This is a genomic window from Sphingomonas natans (assembly GCF_030546695.1).
Lineage (GTDB): Bacteria > Pseudomonadota > Alphaproteobacteria > Sphingomonadales > Sphingomonadaceae > Sphingomonas_I > Sphingomonas_I natans.
Genome location: NZ_JAUOTP010000001.1, coordinates 277,558 through 292,031 on the forward strand (window position 1 = coordinate 277,558; position 14,474 = coordinate 292,031).

Here is a 14,474-nt window from a genome sequence, read left to right on the forward strand (position 1 = left end):
AGATGCTGACCCCGATCCGCCGCTTCGCCGATTTCCGCGGCCGATCCGATCGCTCGGAATTCTGGCTGTTCATGCTCGGCGTCGTCATCGCCGAGGCGATCCTTGCGACGATCGATCAGGCGCTCGGCTTCGGCCGGCTCGATCGCAGCTGGCAGACCTTCAACTGGGGCATGGCCGGCATGGCCGATTGGAATGGCGGCTTCCTGTCCGCGATATTCTGGCTGGCGATGCTGATTCCGCTCCTGTCGGTGTCGGTCCGTCGCCTGCACGACGCCAATCACAGCGGCGCGTGGCTGCTCCTGTTCTTCGTCCCGGTGATTGGCTGGCTCGTGCTGCTGATCTTCTACACGCAGGCCTCGTGGCCGGTCGTCAATCGCTGGGGTCCGCCGCGGACGCTTTGACGCAGTTGCGAGCCGGCGTCCGCTCGGCTAACCGCACCCCGCGTGCCCCTGTGGTGAAATGGTAGACGCGTCCGACTCAAAATCGGATTCCGCAAGGAGTGCTGGTTCGAGTCCGGCCAGGGGCACCACGCAATAACAGCGGGAGGATCGATGAGCGGAACCACCGAGCCCGAGCCCCCCGCCAAGCTGCCCGTGCCGCAGGAGGTCGCCGATGCGGTCCGCACGCTCATCCGTTGGTCCGGCGACGATCCCGAGCGCGAGGGCCTGCTCGATACGCCCAACCGCGTCGCGCGCGCGTGGAAGGAATATTGCCAGGGCTATCTCGAGGATCCCGCGTACCATCTGAGCCGGACCTTCGAGGAGGTGGGCGGCTATGACGAGATCGTGCTGCTGAAGGCGATCCCGTTCCAGTCGCATTGCGAGCATCATATGGCGCCGATCGTCGGCACCGCCTCGATCGCCTATCTGCCGCGCGATCGCGTCGTCGGCATCTCGAAGCTCGCGCGCGTGCTCCACGGTTTCGCGAGCCGGCTGCAGGTGCAGGAGCGGCTCACCGCCGAGGTCGCCGACTGCATCTGGGAGCATCTTCATCCGCACGGCGTCGCGGTCGTCGTCGAGGCACAGCATGGCTGCATGACCGGGCGCGGCGTGCGCGTCCACGGCGTCGGCATGACGACGAGCCGGATGATGGGCGTGTTCCGCGAAGATGAGAGAAGCCGCCGCGAAGTGCTTGCTTTGATGGGATATTGATTACTCTCAAAAAGTTCCGCTTGTCCTGAGCTTGTCGAAGGGCCGTCCTTTCTTTCGCGGAACAGAAGAACGGTGCTTCGACAGGCTCAGCACGAACGGTTCATGTGAAGCTCAAAGCTCCGGCAGCCTTTGCTTCGCCTGTGCCCAGCCCTTGAGCGCCTTCGAGCCCGCCCGCTTCAGCAGCTCCTCCACGTCGAGGATCGTGAAGCGGCCGCCGCTCTCGGTCTCCTCCAGCTCGTCCCATGTGATCGGCGCGGCGACCGGCGCATTGGTGCGCGCCCGCGCCGAATAGGGCAATACCGCGGTCGCGCCGCGCTGGTTGCGCAGCCAGTCGAGGAAGATGCGGCCCTTGCGCTCGGTTTTCTTCATGTTGGCGGTGAAGCGATCGGGATGCGCTTCGGAGATGGCGCGCGCGAAGCGGCTCGCGAAATCCTTGACCTCGGGCCAGGCGCGGCTCGCATCGAGCGGCACGACGACATGCACGCCCTTACCGCCCGAGAGGAGAGGCCAGCTCGCCAGCCCCATCTCGCCGAGCACGTCGCGCAGCTGGGAGGCGGCGCGGCGCACCGCATCGAAGCCCAGCCCTTCGTCGGGATCGAGATCGAAGACGAGCCGATCGGGCATCTCGACGTCGGCGACCTTCGATCCCCAGCCATGGAATTCGATCGCGCCCATCTGGACGCAGGTCAGCAGGCCCTTGGCATCGTCGAGATAGAGATAGGGCTCGTCATGCCCGTCTTTCTCGCGGATCGGGACATGCTTGACCGCGTCGCCGAAGCTGCCCGCATCATGCTTCTGGAAGAAGCACGCTTTGGCGCGGCCCTGCGGGCAGCGGACGAGGCTCACCGGACGATCGCCGAGCCATTCCAGCATCGGATCGACGATGCGCAGATAATAATCGGCGAGCTGGCCCTTGGTCAGCCCGCTCTCGGGATAGATGACGCGATCGGGATTGGTGATCGTGACGGGAGAGGGCGTTGCTTTGCCCTTCTTCTCTTCCGCTTGTGTTGAGCTTGTCGAAGCGCCGCTTTTCTTCTTTTTTGCGTTCGACGAAGAGGATGACGGCGCTTCGACAAGCTCAGGGCGAACGGGCGAGGGTGTCTCCAGTACCACCTCGCTGGCCGGCTTGTCCTCTCGCAGCGCGATAAAGCTCGGATGACGCAGCACGCCCTCGTCGGTGAATTCGGTGAAGGCGACTTCGGCGACGAGCTTGGGAGCGATCCAGTGCGCGCCGCGGACGGCCGCGCGCGGGGCGGGGACGGTGGCTGTCTTCTGTTCGAGCGGCGCCATTCGCTCCATCAGCATGTCGATCGTCTTCATGTCGAAGCCGGTGCCCGCCTTGCCGGCGTAACGCAGCGCGCCATTTTCGTGCAGGCCGAGCAGCAGCGAGCGGAAGCCGCGCCCCTTGTCCGAGGGCGTCCAGCCGACGATGACAAATTCCTGGCGGTGGATGCACTTAATCTTGAGCCAGCTCTGCGAGCGTCGGCCGACGCGATAGGGCGCATCCGCGCGCTTCGAAATGATGCCCTCGAGGCCTTGCCCGCAGAGACTTGCGAACAGTTTCTCGCCTTGCCCGGCGATGTGATCGGCATAATGGAACGGCGCATCGACACCTTCCAGCAGCGCCGCGAGCCGCGCCTTGCGATCGAGATTGGAGAGGGCGGTCAGATCCGCGCCATCCTGTTCGAGGATGTCAAAGGCGAAATAGGCCAGCGTGCCGCCGCCTCCCTTCAGGCTCGCCTGCAGCGCCTGGAAGCTCGGATGGCCCTGCGCATCGAGCGCGACGACCTCGCCGTCGATCAGCGCCGATCCGGGCAGCGCCGCGGCTGCGGCGACGATGGGCGAGAAGCGATCCGACCAGTCGAGCCCGGTGCGGGTGAACGCCTTGGCCTTGCCGCCGCCGATCGCGAGCAGGGTCCGGTATCCGTCATATTTGACCTCGTGGATCCAGTCCGATCCCGTCGGCACATGATCGACGAGCGTCGCGAGCTGTGGTTCGCGAAAAGCGGCCAGGGGCAGGGCCTTACCGGGCTTCTTTGCCTTCTTCTTGGACAGAGGCTCGGCGGTAGCAACCTCAGTCTGCTGGTCCGCAGCCTGATCCGAATGCCACACGCTCTTGCCGCCGGCGCCCGCCGCGATCTCGACCATCGTCCGCCCGGTCTCGACCGAGGTCAGCGCCTGATCGACGAGATCGCCGCTGCCGCCCGCAAACTCGTCCTGGATCTTGCGCAGCAGCCAGTTCTCGCGCTTCTCGCCGGGGCGGGGCTTGAGGCGGATCATCAGCCATTCGCCCTTCATCCGCTCGCCCTGCAGCGTGAAGTGGAGATGGCCTTCGAGGATCGTCTTGCGTGGATCCTTGTCCGGGTGCGGCGTCCAAGTGCCGCGATCCCACAGCATCACCGTTCCGCCGCCATACTCGCCCTTGGGGATCGTCCCCTCGAAGGTCGCATAGCCCAGCGGATGATCCTCGGTGCGGACCGCAAGGCGCTTGTCGTCGGGGTCGAGGCTGGGGCCGCGCGTCACCGCCCAGCTCTTGAGCACCCCGTCCAGCTCCAGCCGGAAATCCCAATGCAGCCGCGTCGCATCATGCTTCTGGACCATGAACAAATGGCTGCCCGCCGCGCCGATCGTGCCGGCGGGCTCGGCAGTCTTCTTGAAGTCGCGCTTGGCATTGTAGGTCGCGAGCGGATCGGCGGCGGGCGCGGCGCGGGCCATGAGCTACGCCGTCACCCGACCGCGCGTTTGCGTGCCGGCGCCTTGCGCGGCGCGCGGCGCGGTGCCGGCTTGGCATCCTCGCTCGCCGCCTTCTTCGCCGCGGTCGGCTTGGCCGAGGCCTTCGCCGGCTTCGTCGCCACGGCGTCGTCGGTCGCCGCGCCCGGCTTTTCCAGCGAGCGCTTCAGCGCCGCCATCAGATCGACCACGTTGGATCCGCGCGACTGCGCCGGCGCCTCCTCCTCGACATCGAGCGTCTTGCCCTTGCGCTTCTTGTCGATCAGCTCCTTCAGCGCATCGACATAGCGATCGTGGAATTCGCCCGCGTCGAAGGTCGCAGTCTTCTTGTCGATCAACGTCGTCGCCAGATCGAGGAGGTCGGCTTCGGGTTTCTGGTCGGGGATGTCGCGGAAATAGGCCTGCGCCTTGTTGACCTCGTCCGAATAACGCAGCGTCTCCAGTACCATGCCGCGCCCGCACGGCTTGAGGCTGACGACATATTCGCGGCCGCGCAGCGCGAGCTGGCCCAAGCCCACCTTCTTCGCCCGGCGCAGCGCCTCGCGCAGGACGATGAACGCCTCCTCGGCGAGATCGTCGGCGGGCACCACGAAATAGGGCTTGTCGTAATAGATGGCGTCGATCTCGCTCTGATCGACGAACTGGGTCAGATCGAGCGTCTTCTTGCTCTCCAGCTTCACGCTTTCGATCTCTTCGTCGCTGATCAGGACATATTTGCCCTTCTCATATTCGAAGCCCTTGACGATCTCGTCGGGATCGACCGGCCCGATGCCGGGAGCGACCTTCTCATATTTGATGCGCTTGCCCGAAGGCTCGTGGATCTGGTTGAAGGCGACGGTCGCGCCGCTGCGCGTGGCCGAATAGATCTCGACGGGGATCGAGACAAGCGCGAGGCGGATCTGCCCCTGCCAGTAGGCGCGCGCGGCCATGTGCGTGATCCCCTTCGTTGCGAAGCCGATTCAAAGCGCGAAAGGGGTGGGAGTTCCGGCTGTGGTCGCAGGCTCAGCTCTGTCCGATCGCGCCATCACCGACCCGGAAGCGGACCTCCCGCCGTTTAAAGTCGACCGCGACCCGCTCGAAGCCGCGCAACACGTCCATCCCGACGAGGATCGCCGGCTTGTCGTCGATCCCGAACAAGGCGAAGGTCCGCACGTCGGCATAGGTGATCGGCATGTTCACGAGCTGCAGTCCGCCCAGCCGGATGCGCGCGATGCTCGATGCCTCGGCGGGCATTTCGGCGCCGGTCACGCCGATGATCGTGGTCATCTCGCCGGCGATCGGCCCGCGCTTCGCCATCACCTTGCGCAGCGCGAGATTGCCGATCGTGTTCTCCGCACCGGTGTCGATGATCGCGTGGACCTTGATCCCGCCGACGCGCGCATCGGTCAGGATCAATTGCCCGAAGCGGCTGCGCCCGGTCACGACGATCACGCCTTCCTCGCCTTCCATCGCCTCTCGTGCCGAGGTCGCGAACGTGATCCGCTTGTGCTTGAAATCCATCAATACGCGCTGGTCGCGCATCGCATCGATGCCGAGGAAGCCCGACGAGCCGAGCGATCGCTCGGGCAGGACCGGTGCGGCGATGTCCCTGCTCTCGCGCTGGCCGACGCGGATCGAGGCGACGTTGACGGTCGAGACGGAGGACGGTCCGGCGATGCCGTAGATGGTGACAATCCGGCCGATCGGCAGGCTCAGATGCGAGGCGAGCCGGTCCGAGACAACGCTGCGATCAGATCCGGTGTCGATCGTGAAGCTGAAGGGGCCCGCGCCGTTGACATGGGTGTCGACGGTCATGCGCGTGGCGAGATCGGTCGCAGTGGCGAGCGTCTCCTCGCCGGGATCGCTGCCGAGGACGAAAGAGGGCAGGACCGGCGTCGTGACCGATGCGAGCCCGGCCAGCCACAAAGCGAAAGCATGCACCGCCACGACAACCTCCCGGGCCGCTATGCTGCGGCTATTCGGAGAGTGCGCCCGATCCGGGCCTTTCGCAAGCGATCACTCGACCCAGTCGAGCCCGATGTCGCGATAGAGCGAGCGATCCTCCTCCCAGCGCGGATTGACCTTCACGTGGAGGAACAGGTGGACGGGCTTGCCGATGATGTTCGAAAGTTCGGCTCGCGCCCGCGATCCGATCTCCTTCAGCCGCACGCCCTTCGCGCCGAGCACGATCGCCTTCTGCGTCTCGCGGCCGACGAGGATCTGCTGGTGGATCGCAACCGACCCGTCCTTGCGCTCCTCATATTTCTCGGTCTCGATCGCGCTGGCATAAGGCAGCTCGGCGTGGAGCTGAAGATAGAGCTGCTCGCGCGTCACCTCGGCGGCGAGCATCCGGTCGGTCGCGTCGGAGACCTGATCCTCGGGGAAGTGCCACGGCCCTTCCGGCATCCGCTTGGCAAGCTCGGTCTTGAGCTCCGGAATGCCGTCCCCCGTCATCGCCGAGACGAAGTAGATCGTCTCGGGATTGAGCATTCCCTGCAGTTCGGAGGCGAGCGTGAGCAGATGGCCCTTGTCGGCGACATCGACTTTGTTGAGGATCACGATCTTCGGCTCGGCGAGCGCCGCCACCTGATCGACAAGCGTGCGCGTCTTGCTGTTGAACTTGGCCTTGGCGTCGATCACGAGCGCGATCACGTCGGCGCCGTCGGTGCCGCCCCACGCCGCCGAGACCATCGCCCGATCCAGCCGCCGCTGCGGATCGAAGATGCCCGGCGTGTCGACGAGCAGCAACTGGCTCTCGCCCTCGATCGCGAGCCCCATCAGCCGCGCGCGCGTGGTCTGCGCCTTGGGGCTGACGATCGCCACCTTCTGGCCGACGAGCGCATTGACCAAGGTGGATTTGCCCGCATTCGGCGCACCGAGCACCGCGACGAGGCCGCATTTCTGACTCACGTAAGTTGTCCCAACAAGGTGATGGCGGCGGCGGTCTCCGCCTCCTGTTTCGATGTGCCCTCGGCCTTCGCGCTGCCGCCGCCGCGTCCGGCCACGGTGACGGTGACGGTGAAGCTGGGGGCATGATGCGGGCCGGAGCGGCTTTCGGTCGTATAGACGGGCGGCTTGCAGCGGTGCGCTGCCGCCCATTCCTGGAGCGCGGACTTGGGATGCTTGGGCGCGCGGGTGAGCGTCTCGACCTTCTGCTCCCAGGCGCGGTGGATGAAGCGTTCGGCAACGTCGATCCCGCCATCCAGATAGAGCGCGCCGATCAGCGCCTCGACGACGTCGCCGACGACATTGTCGCTGCCCTGCGCGCCATCGTCGCGCGCCTGCTTGCCGAGGATCATCATCGCCGGCACGCCGATATCGCGCCCGATCTCGGCGCAGGCCTCGCCGCTGACGATCGCGTTGAAGCGCATCGACAGATTCCCCTCGGGCTCGTTGGGATAGCGACGGTACAGCCAGGCCGAGGCGACGAGGCCGAGCACGCGATCGCCGAGAAACTCGAGCCGCTCGTAATTGGCCTCGCCATGGCTGCCATGCGTGAGCGCGCGGCGGAACAGCGCGGCGTCGCGGGGTGTGTGATCCAGGCTCTGTGCGATCCAGGCGCCGAGATTGTCCGTCATGCCGTTCGGGTGGGGGCGGGGGCGGGGGCTGTCAAGCCGAGGCGCGTTCAGAGCGGCTTCCCGATCCGCTCGCGCCGGAGCGCCGCGCGCCCAGTGGACGGTGCGGTCCAGCGCCAGCGGCCGTCGGTCGAGAACAGCACGATCCGCGCCCGGCCGATCAAATTTTTGATGGGCACCATGCCGACCGCGCCGCCGTCCTTAGCCGGGAAGCGGCTGTCGGCCGAGCGATCGCGATTGTCGCCCAGCACGAAGACTCGGTCGGCGGGGACCGTCCGCTCGGGCATGTCGTCCGCATCATCGTCGGCGATATCGAGGATCGGATAGGCTCGGCCGTCGGGCAGCATCTCGCGGAAGCGCGGATAGCGGCAGAGGCTTCCGCCGTCGTCTGACTCCAGTTTCACCCGGGTGCCCGGATCCGGGCGGCACGGGCTGTTCGGCGTGACGCGCTCGACGAAGTCGGCGATCCGCCAGCGCGCGATCGGCTTGCCGTTCAGGATGACGATGCCGCCCCTAAGCGCGACGCGATCGCCGGGCAGGCCGATCAGACGCTTCACATAGGTCTGCCGTCCCGCCGGCGGCGCGCGGAATACGACGATGTCGCCCCGCGCGGGCAATTCCGGCTCGTTTCGTCCCACAAAGGCCGAAAGCCGACGCGCCGGGCCGAGACGCCACTTTTCGACGAGCAAAGTATCGTCCACCATCAACGTCGGCAGCATCGATTCCGACGGGATCGAATATGGCGCTGCGACGAACGATCGGATCAGGAACGCCGCGAGAGCGGCAGCGGCGAGCGTGAGGAGCTCCACGACCAGACGGCGCGACATCGGCGCGGGCATTGCGGCCCGCACCGTCGCCGGTCAAGGGTGGGGCCAAGCGGCGCTTGCTGCGTTTGAGCCGGGCGAATGCCGCTGGAGGACGATATATGGTGACCAAGACCGACTATGCCCCGATCTTCGAACTTCCGCAGCGGCGGCTGACCGACCTGTTCAGCGCCGAGCCCGATCGCCTCTCGCAGCTTTCGTTCGATGCGGCGGGCATGCATTTCGATTTCTCGAAGACGCATCTCGATCAGCCGATGATCGCCGCCTTCCTCGCACTGTCGGGCAAGCTCGGCTTCGAGGAGCATCGCCGCGCTTTGTTCGCGGGCGAGATCGTCAATCCGACCGAAGGCCGCCCCGCCGAGCATCCAGCCGAGCGCGGCGTGGGCAAGGCGGAATCGGTCGAGTTGGCAAAGGGCTATCAGTCGCGGATGCGGGCGCTGATCGATGCGATCGAGGGCGAAGCGCTCGGGCCGATCCGGCACGTGATCCATGTCGGCATCGGCGGATCCGCGCTGGGGCCGAACCTCTTGGTCGATGCGCTCGGGCGCGACGTCGATCGCTATGACGTCGCGATCGTCTCGAATGTCGATGGCGCGGCGCTGGAGGCAGTGTTCCGCAAGTTCGATCCGACCGCGACTTTGCTTGCCGTGGCCTCGAAGACCTTCACGACTACCGAGACGATGATGAACGCCGAGAGCGTTATCGCCTGGATGCAGGAAGGCGGCGTCGAAGATCCCTATGGCCGCGCGGTGGCGCTCACCGCCGCGCCCGACAAGGCGATGGAGTGGGGCGTCGACGAGACGCGGATCCTGCCTTTCTCGGAGAGTGTCGGCGGCCGTTATTCGCTCTGGTCGTCGATCGGCTTTCCCGCGGCGCTCGGCCTCGGCTGGGACGCCTACGAGTCGCTGCTGGAAGGCGCAGCCGAGATGGACCGTCATTTCAAGCTGACGCCGCCCGAGCAGAATCTGCCGCTGATCGCGGCTTTCGCCGATCGCTATTATGCGGTGGTGCGCGGGCTCGAGACGCGCGCCGTCTTCGCCTATGATGAGCGACTGCGGCTGCTGCCCTCCTATCTCCAGCAGCTCGAGATGGAATCGAACGGCAAGAGCGTGACGATCGAGGGCGAGGCGCTCGACATTCCGTCGTCGCCGATCACGTGGGGCGGGGTCGGCACGGACGCGCAGCATGCCGTGTTCCAGCTGCTTCACCAGGGCACGCATGTCGTGCCGGTCGAATTCATCGCCTCGATCGATCCGGGGCACGCGCTGGACGATGGGCATCACCATGCGCTGCTCGCGAGCTGCTTCGCGCAGGGCGCGGCGCTGATGACCGGCAAGGGCAATGACGATCCGGCCCGCGCCTATCCGGGCAACCGCCCGTCGAGCACCATCCTGCTCGATCAGGTCGATCCGCGGACGCTGGGCGCGCTGATCGCCTTTTACGAGCATCGCACCTTCTGCAACGCGGTGCTGACGGGGATCAATCCGTTCGACCAGTTCGGCGTCGAACTCGGCAAGCAGATGGCCAAGGAAATCTCGACCGAGGGAACCGGCAATTTCGACGTATCGACGAAGGATCTGATCGCGCGCGCGTTCGGCTGAGGCGAGCAATCCGGCGGTCCGCCGTGGCCGCCGGATCGTTGCATCCGACGATGCGTTGAAGCGCGATGTCCGAAACCGTCGCGCACCTGCTTGTCGATACGCTCGCGCGGATCGGCGTTCGTCATATCTTCGGCATCGTCGGCGATGCACTGAACCCGTTCACCGAAGCGATCCGCGCCGACGGACGGCTCGAATGGATCGGCGTCCGCCACGAAGAGGGGGCGGCGCTCGCGGCGGCGGGGCAGGCGAAGCTGACCGGCCGGCTCGGCGTCTGCTGCGGCACGACGGGTCCGGGCGGCAACCATCTGGTCGCGGGCCTCTACGAAGCGCGCAAGGATCATGCGCCGGTGCTGGCCATCTCCGGCGGTGTGCCGAGCGGGCTGCGCGGGACCGATTATCTGCAGGAGGACGATCCGGTCAGCCTGTTCCGCGACGTCTCGGTCTATTCGGAATTGCTCGCGTCCGCCGAGCAGGCGCCCGCGCTGATCCACCAGGCGATCGCGATGGCCTATGGCGAGCGCGGCGTCGCGCATATCTCGATCCCTCCCGACATCTTCGCGGCCAACGCGTCCGGACCGTTGACGAGCCTTGCCACGCTCCGGCCGCGTCCGGACGTGCTGCCGGACCCCGCGGACATCGCGCTGGCCGCTTCGATGATCGGCGAGGCGAAGACGGTCGCGATCTTTTGCGGCGAAGGCTGTCGCGGCGCCGGCGACGAATTGCGCGCGCTGGCGGGCCTGCTGAAGGCGCCTTTGCTCCATAGCTATCGCGGCAAGGATATCATGCCGCATGACGAACCGCTGTGGATGGGCGGCGTCGGCCTGATCGGCGGGAAGCCCGGCGTGGACGCGCTCAACGATGCCGATCTGCTGCTCATGCTCGGCACCGATTATCCGTACGGGGAATTCCTGCCGAGCCACGGACGCGTAATCCAGATCGACGAGCGGGCCGGCGTAATGGGGCGGCGCGCGCCGATCTCGCTGGGGGTCGTCGGATCGGTGCGGCCCGCGCTCCTGGGCTTGCTCGAGCGCCTGCCCGGGCGATTAGATACCGCCTTCAGCGACGGCATCTTTCAAGCTCGCCAGAGCTGGGACGATAAGTTGGATGCGCGCGCAGATCCGGCGCGAAGCGACGATCGCATCCATCCGCCCCGGCTCGCGCGCCTGCTGTCGGACCTGTCCGAGGAAAACGCCGTGATCGTGACCGACACCGGCGAGGTCACGTTGTGGGCGGGCAACTGGACGCGGCAGAAGCGCGGCCAGCGGATCTGCGGCTCGTTCAACAATGCGGCGGTTGGCACCGGGCTCGGCATCGCCAACGGCATTCAGGCGCTCGATCGCAAGCGGCAGGTGATCCTGCATGTCGGCGACGGCGGCATGTCGATGCTGATGAGCGAGTTCATCACCGCGGTGGAGCATGACCTTCCGATCAAGGTCGTCGTCTATGACAATCAGGGATGGGGGCTCGTCCATCTTGAGATGGAGGGGGCGGGCAACCCCGCGCCGAAGGGAGCGAGCCTGATGTCGGTCGACTTTGCTGCGTTCGCGCTGGCATGCGGCGCGGACGGCTTCCGGGTGCGCGAGCCGGCGCGGCTGGAGGAATCGATTCGCACTTTCCTCGCTTTGCCGGGTCCGGCGATCCTCCACGTCGATGTCGATCCGAACGAAATCCCGCTCATGCCGCGGCTCGACATCGGTCAGGCGGCTCGCTTCGGGCTGGCAAAAGCGAAGGAAATCCTGCTCGGAATCTCGGGCGCATGACAGTTTTGTGCACTGCACAAAAAACCAGTTGAAATCGATTCGGGATTCGCATATTTCTTGCTCACAGCAAGGGCGGAGAGACCCGTGGATAAAGACAGTGCGCCAGTGAAGCCGAAGGACGCCGCAGAGAAATCTGATGCGCAGGCTGCGAAAACGCCGACCGTTCCCGCAAACAAAAGTGCCGTCGATGCGCCTGCCGCGAAGACGCCGGAAACGGTCGCCAAAGTGACGGAGGCGCCCGCCAAAGCGGTGGCCGAAGTCAAGCCGCAGGCCGTTGCCAAAGCGCCGGCGCCGAGGAAATCTGCTTCCCCCAAAACGCGCGCAGCCAGCAAGTCGCCCGCGCCCTTGAAAGCGGTGATCCCGGCCAAGCCGGCAGCCGTCGCAAAGACAGTGATCAAGGCCGCCGCGTCGCCGGCCAGAGTGATGACACCGAAATCGGCGAAGCCCGCGACGTTCGCCGCCACCTTGGAAGGAAAAGATCAGATGGCTACCGTTACGAAGCCCGCAGCCGAGGCCACCGACAAGGCGAAGGCCATGCTCGGCGAAATGAACACGCGCTTCAAGAGCGCGGTCGAGAAGAGCAGCAAGCTCAACGAGGAAATGACCGAGTTCACGAAGGGCAATGTCGAGGCGCTCGTCGCATCGGCGCGCATCGCGGCGAAGGCCAGCGAGACGATCGGCAAGGAAACCGCCGAGTACAGCAAGAAGAGCTTCGAAAGCGCGATGGCGATGTTCAAGAGCTTCGCCGCCGCCAAGTCGCCGACCGAGCTGTTCCAGCTTCAGTCCGATTTCGCGAAGTCGTCGTTCGACAGCGCCGTGGCCGAGGCTTCGAAGCTGTCCGAATCGATCATGAAGGTTGCGAGCGAAGTCGCCCAGCCGCTGTCGACGCGCTACGCGCTCGCCGCGGAAAAGGTGAAGTCCGCGACCAAGATCTGAGCCGCTCACCATTAATTGAGCGTCCTGACGGGCGGTCGCGGCGACGCGGCCGCCCGCTTCATTTCGGGCATGAGGCTTGCGGCAAGCCGCCTCCCTGCATATTCTCATGACCTTGATGCTCCGGGACATTCACACGCGATGATCGATCGTTCTCCTCCGCCGCTGTCGATGGCCGTGCGCCGCGGCGACGACGAGGGCACGGGTCTGGGCGTCGCCACCCGCACGCGTTCCAAGACCAAGCAGCCATCGCCTTACAAGGTGCTGATGCTGAACGACGATTATACTCCGATGGAATTCGTCGTCCTCTGCCTGCAGCGCTTCTTCAAGATGAGCATCGAGGATGCGACGCGGGTTATGCTCCACGTCCACCAGACCGGCGTCGGCGTCTGCGGCGTGTTCAGCTACGAGGTCGCCGAGACCAAGGTGACGCAGGTCATGGATTTCGCCCGTCAGAACCAGCATCCGCTCCAGTGCACGTTGGAGAAAGCCTGAACGCCTCTGCGTCCAGCGGAAAGAAGGCCTGACCGGCTGAGCCGTTGGCAGGAAAAGACGGGATTGCGGCCCAGGCATCTCGCATAGCGCTTCGCCGCGCGATAAGGCGGCGAAATGGATCGCATCATCATTCGCGGCGGCAAGCCGCTCATCGGCACCGTCCCCATCTCCGGCGCGAAGAATGCCGCGCTCACCCTGCTGCCTTGTGCGCTGCTGACGGACGGGAAACTCACGCTTTCCAATCTTCCGCGCCTCGCTGACGTCGACAGCTTCGGGCATCTTCTGAACGGCCTCGGCGTCTCGACCACGATCGCGGGCGCGACATCGTCCAACGGCATCAATCGCGCGATGACGATGCACGCGGCCGATATCGCATCGACCGTCGCCCCCTATGATATCGTTCGCAAGATGCGTGCCTCGATCCTCGTACTCGGGCCGCTGCTGGCGCGGGCGGGCGAGGCGACGGTGTCGCTGCCCGGCGGCTGCGCGATCGGCAACCGGCCGATCGATCTGCATCTGAAGGGCCTCGAGGCGCTGGGCGCCGAGATCGAGCTGGCGGCCGGCTATGTGAAGGCGACTGCCCCGAGCGGCGGGCTGCGCGGCGGACGCGTGAGCTTCCCGATCGTCTCGGTCGGCGCGACCGAGAATGTGTTGATGGCCGCCGTGCTCGCACGCGGCGAGACCGTGATCGAGAATGCTGCGCGCGAGCCCGAGATCGCCGATCTGTGCCGGTGCCTCGTGGCGATGGGTGCGGACATTTCGGGCATCGGCACCGAACGGCTGGTGGTGCAGGGTCAGGAGAGCCTGCACGGCGCCGACTATCGCGTGATGCCCGACCGGATTGAGGCGGGCAGCTATGCCTGCGCGGCGGGGATCACGGGCGGTGACCTGCTGCTGGCAGGCGCCAATGCCGACGATATGGGCGCCATCCTCGATCCGCTCGTCGAGGCAGGGCTGGAGGTGAGCAACGAGCCGGGTGGCCTGCGCGTGCGGGCGGCCTCGCGACCACGCGCGCTCACAATCTCGACTGCGCCGTTCCCGGCTTTCCCGACCGACATGCAGGCGCAGTTCATGGCGATGCTGGCGCTGGGGGAAGGGACCAGCGTGCTGACTGAGACGATCTTCGAAAATCGCTATATGCACGTCCCCGAGCTGACCCGGATGGGCGCGGACATCCAGGTGCATGGCCGCACCGCGATCGTGAAGGGCGTGGACAAATTGGTCGGCGCACCGGTGATGGCGACGGACCTGCGCGCCTCGATGAGCCTCGTGCTCGCGGGGCTTGCTGCGGAAGGCGAGACGCAGGTTCTGCGCATTTACCATCTCGACCGCGGCTATGAGCGGCTGGAAGAGAAACTGTCGGCGGTCGGCGCCGATATCGAGCGCGACGGCGACGGCTGAGGGCGAGGGGCGGGTGGGCCGCGAA

13 protein-coding genes and 1 tRNA gene are annotated in these 14,474 nt (G+C 66.0%); 8 read left to right on the top strand and 6 right to left on the bottom strand.

Going from position 1 to position 14,474, the window contains the following annotated elements:
• Nucleotides 1-2 precede the first annotated feature (2 nt).
• The 3 genes from Q4F19_RS01360 to folE all read left to right on the top strand — a co-directional run bounded on the left by Q4F19_RS01360 (nucleotide 3) and on the right by folE (nucleotide 1,151).
• Nucleotides 3-401 (top strand): DUF805 domain-containing protein, encoded by a 399-nt coding sequence (locus Q4F19_RS01360; RefSeq protein WP_303539923.1) that lies wholly within the window; start codon nucleotides 3-5, stop codon nucleotides 399-401.
• 44 nt (nucleotides 402-445) lie between these two features.
• Nucleotides 446-529, top strand: a tRNA-Leu gene (locus Q4F19_RS01365).
• A gap of 22 nt (nucleotides 530-551) precedes the next feature.
• A complete protein-coding gene (gene folE, locus Q4F19_RS01370) occupies nucleotides 552-1,151 on the top strand; it encodes a GTP cyclohydrolase I FolE (protein ID WP_303539345.1) in 600 nt (199 codons plus the stop codon).
• Between the two features lie 111 nt (nucleotides 1,152-1,262).
• Here folE and ligD read toward each other — a convergent pair whose 3' ends face one another.
• The 6 genes from ligD to lepB all read right to left on the bottom strand — a co-directional run bounded on the left by ligD (nucleotide 1,263) and on the right by lepB (nucleotide 8,262).
• Complete coding sequence (gene ligD, locus Q4F19_RS01375; RefSeq protein ID WP_303539346.1) at nucleotides 1,263-3,866, bottom strand: DNA ligase D; 2,604 nt, start codon at nucleotides 3,864-3,866, stop codon at nucleotides 1,263-1,265.
• A gap of 11 nt (nucleotides 3,867-3,877) precedes the next feature.
• Entirely contained in the window at nucleotides 3,878-4,810 is a 933-nt protein-coding gene (gene ku, locus Q4F19_RS01380; protein ID WP_303539347.1) for a non-homologous end joining protein Ku, read from the bottom strand.
• Nucleotides 4,811-4,883: 73 nt separating this feature from the next.
• Entirely contained in the window at nucleotides 4,884-5,807 is a 924-nt protein-coding gene (locus Q4F19_RS01385; RefSeq protein WP_303539348.1) for an aspartyl protease family protein, read from the bottom strand.
• Between the two features lie 69 nt (nucleotides 5,808-5,876).
• Nucleotides 5,877-6,770 (bottom strand): GTPase Era, encoded by an 894-nt coding sequence (gene era, locus Q4F19_RS01390; protein WP_303539349.1) that lies wholly within the window; start codon nucleotides 6,768-6,770, stop codon nucleotides 5,877-5,879.
• Nucleotides 6,767-7,438, bottom strand: a complete 672-nt coding sequence (gene rnc / locus Q4F19_RS01395) for a ribonuclease III (protein WP_303539350.1) — start codon at nucleotides 7,436-7,438, stop codon at nucleotides 6,767-6,769. Before rnc ends, era begins: the two co-directional genes overlap by 4 nt.
• Before the next feature lie 47 nt (nucleotides 7,439-7,485).
• Nucleotides 7,486-8,262, bottom strand: a complete 777-nt coding sequence (lepB, locus tag Q4F19_RS01400) for a signal peptidase I (RefSeq protein WP_303539351.1) — start codon at nucleotides 8,260-8,262, stop codon at nucleotides 7,486-7,488.
• A 98-nt stretch (nucleotides 8,263-8,360) separates the two neighbouring features.
• On the opposite strand from lepB, the gene pgi reads away from it, so the two are divergent.
• The 5 genes from pgi to murA all read left to right on the top strand — a co-directional run bounded on the left by pgi (nucleotide 8,361) and on the right by murA (nucleotide 14,449).
• A complete protein-coding gene (pgi, locus tag Q4F19_RS01405) occupies nucleotides 8,361-9,860 on the top strand; it encodes a glucose-6-phosphate isomerase (protein WP_303539352.1) in 1,500 nt (499 codons plus the stop codon).
• A gap of 65 nt (nucleotides 9,861-9,925) precedes the next feature.
• The gene (locus tag Q4F19_RS01410) at nucleotides 9,926-11,620 is read left to right on the top strand and encodes a thiamine pyrophosphate-binding protein (RefSeq protein WP_303539353.1); all 1,695 of its coding nucleotides are present in this window, start codon (nucleotides 9,926-9,928) and stop codon (nucleotides 11,618-11,620) included.
• 105 nt (nucleotides 11,621-11,725) lie between these two features.
• The gene (locus tag Q4F19_RS01415; RefSeq protein ID WP_303539354.1) at nucleotides 11,726-12,556 is read left to right on the top strand and encodes a phasin family protein; all 831 of its coding nucleotides are present in this window, start codon (nucleotides 11,726-11,728) and stop codon (nucleotides 12,554-12,556) included.
• A 168-nt stretch (nucleotides 12,557-12,724) separates the two neighbouring features.
• Nucleotides 12,725-13,048, top strand: a complete 324-nt coding sequence (gene clpS / locus Q4F19_RS01420; RefSeq protein WP_303539355.1) for an ATP-dependent Clp protease adapter ClpS — start codon at nucleotides 12,725-12,727, stop codon at nucleotides 13,046-13,048.
• Between the two features lie 114 nt (nucleotides 13,049-13,162).
• A complete protein-coding gene (gene murA / locus Q4F19_RS01425; RefSeq protein ID WP_303539356.1) occupies nucleotides 13,163-14,449 on the top strand; it encodes a UDP-N-acetylglucosamine 1-carboxyvinyltransferase in 1,287 nt (428 codons plus the stop codon).
• Nucleotides 14,450-14,474 lie beyond the last annotated feature (25 nt).

Bases quoted from the DNA above. Each gene is read 5' to 3' on its own strand.
- murA (WP_303539356.1), top strand. From the start codon at position 13,163: ATGGATCGCATCATCATTCGCGGCGGCAAGCCGCTCATCGGCACCGTC.
- pgi (WP_303539352.1), top strand. From the start codon at position 8,361: ATGGTGACCAAGACCGACTATGCCCCGATCTTCGAACTTCCGCAGCGG.
- folE (WP_303539345.1), top strand. From the start codon at position 552: ATGAGCGGAACCACCGAGCCCGAGCCCCCCGCCAAGCTGCCCGTGCCG.
- ligD (WP_303539346.1), bottom strand. From the start codon at position 3,866: ATGGCCCGCGCCGCGCCCGCCGCCGATCCGCTCGCGACCTACAATGCC.
- lepB (WP_303539351.1), bottom strand. From the start codon at position 8,262: ATGTCGCGCCGTCTGGTCGTGGAGCTCCTCACGCTCGCCGCTGCCGCT.
- rnc (WP_303539350.1), bottom strand. From the start codon at position 7,438: ATGACGGACAATCTCGGCGCCTGGATCGCACAGAGCCTGGATCACACA.
- Q4F19_RS01410 (WP_303539353.1), top strand. From the start codon at position 9,926: ATGTCCGAAACCGTCGCGCACCTGCTTGTCGATACGCTCGCGCGGATC.
- ku (WP_303539347.1), bottom strand. From the start codon at position 4,810: ATGGCCGCGCGCGCCTACTGGCAGGGGCAGATCCGCCTCGCGCTTGTC.
- clpS (WP_303539355.1), top strand. From the start codon at position 12,725: ATGGCCGTGCGCCGCGGCGACGACGAGGGCACGGGTCTGGGCGTCGCC.
- Q4F19_RS01360 (WP_303539923.1), top strand. From the start codon at position 3: ATGCTGACCCCGATCCGCCGCTTCGCCGATTTCCGCGGCCGATCCGAT.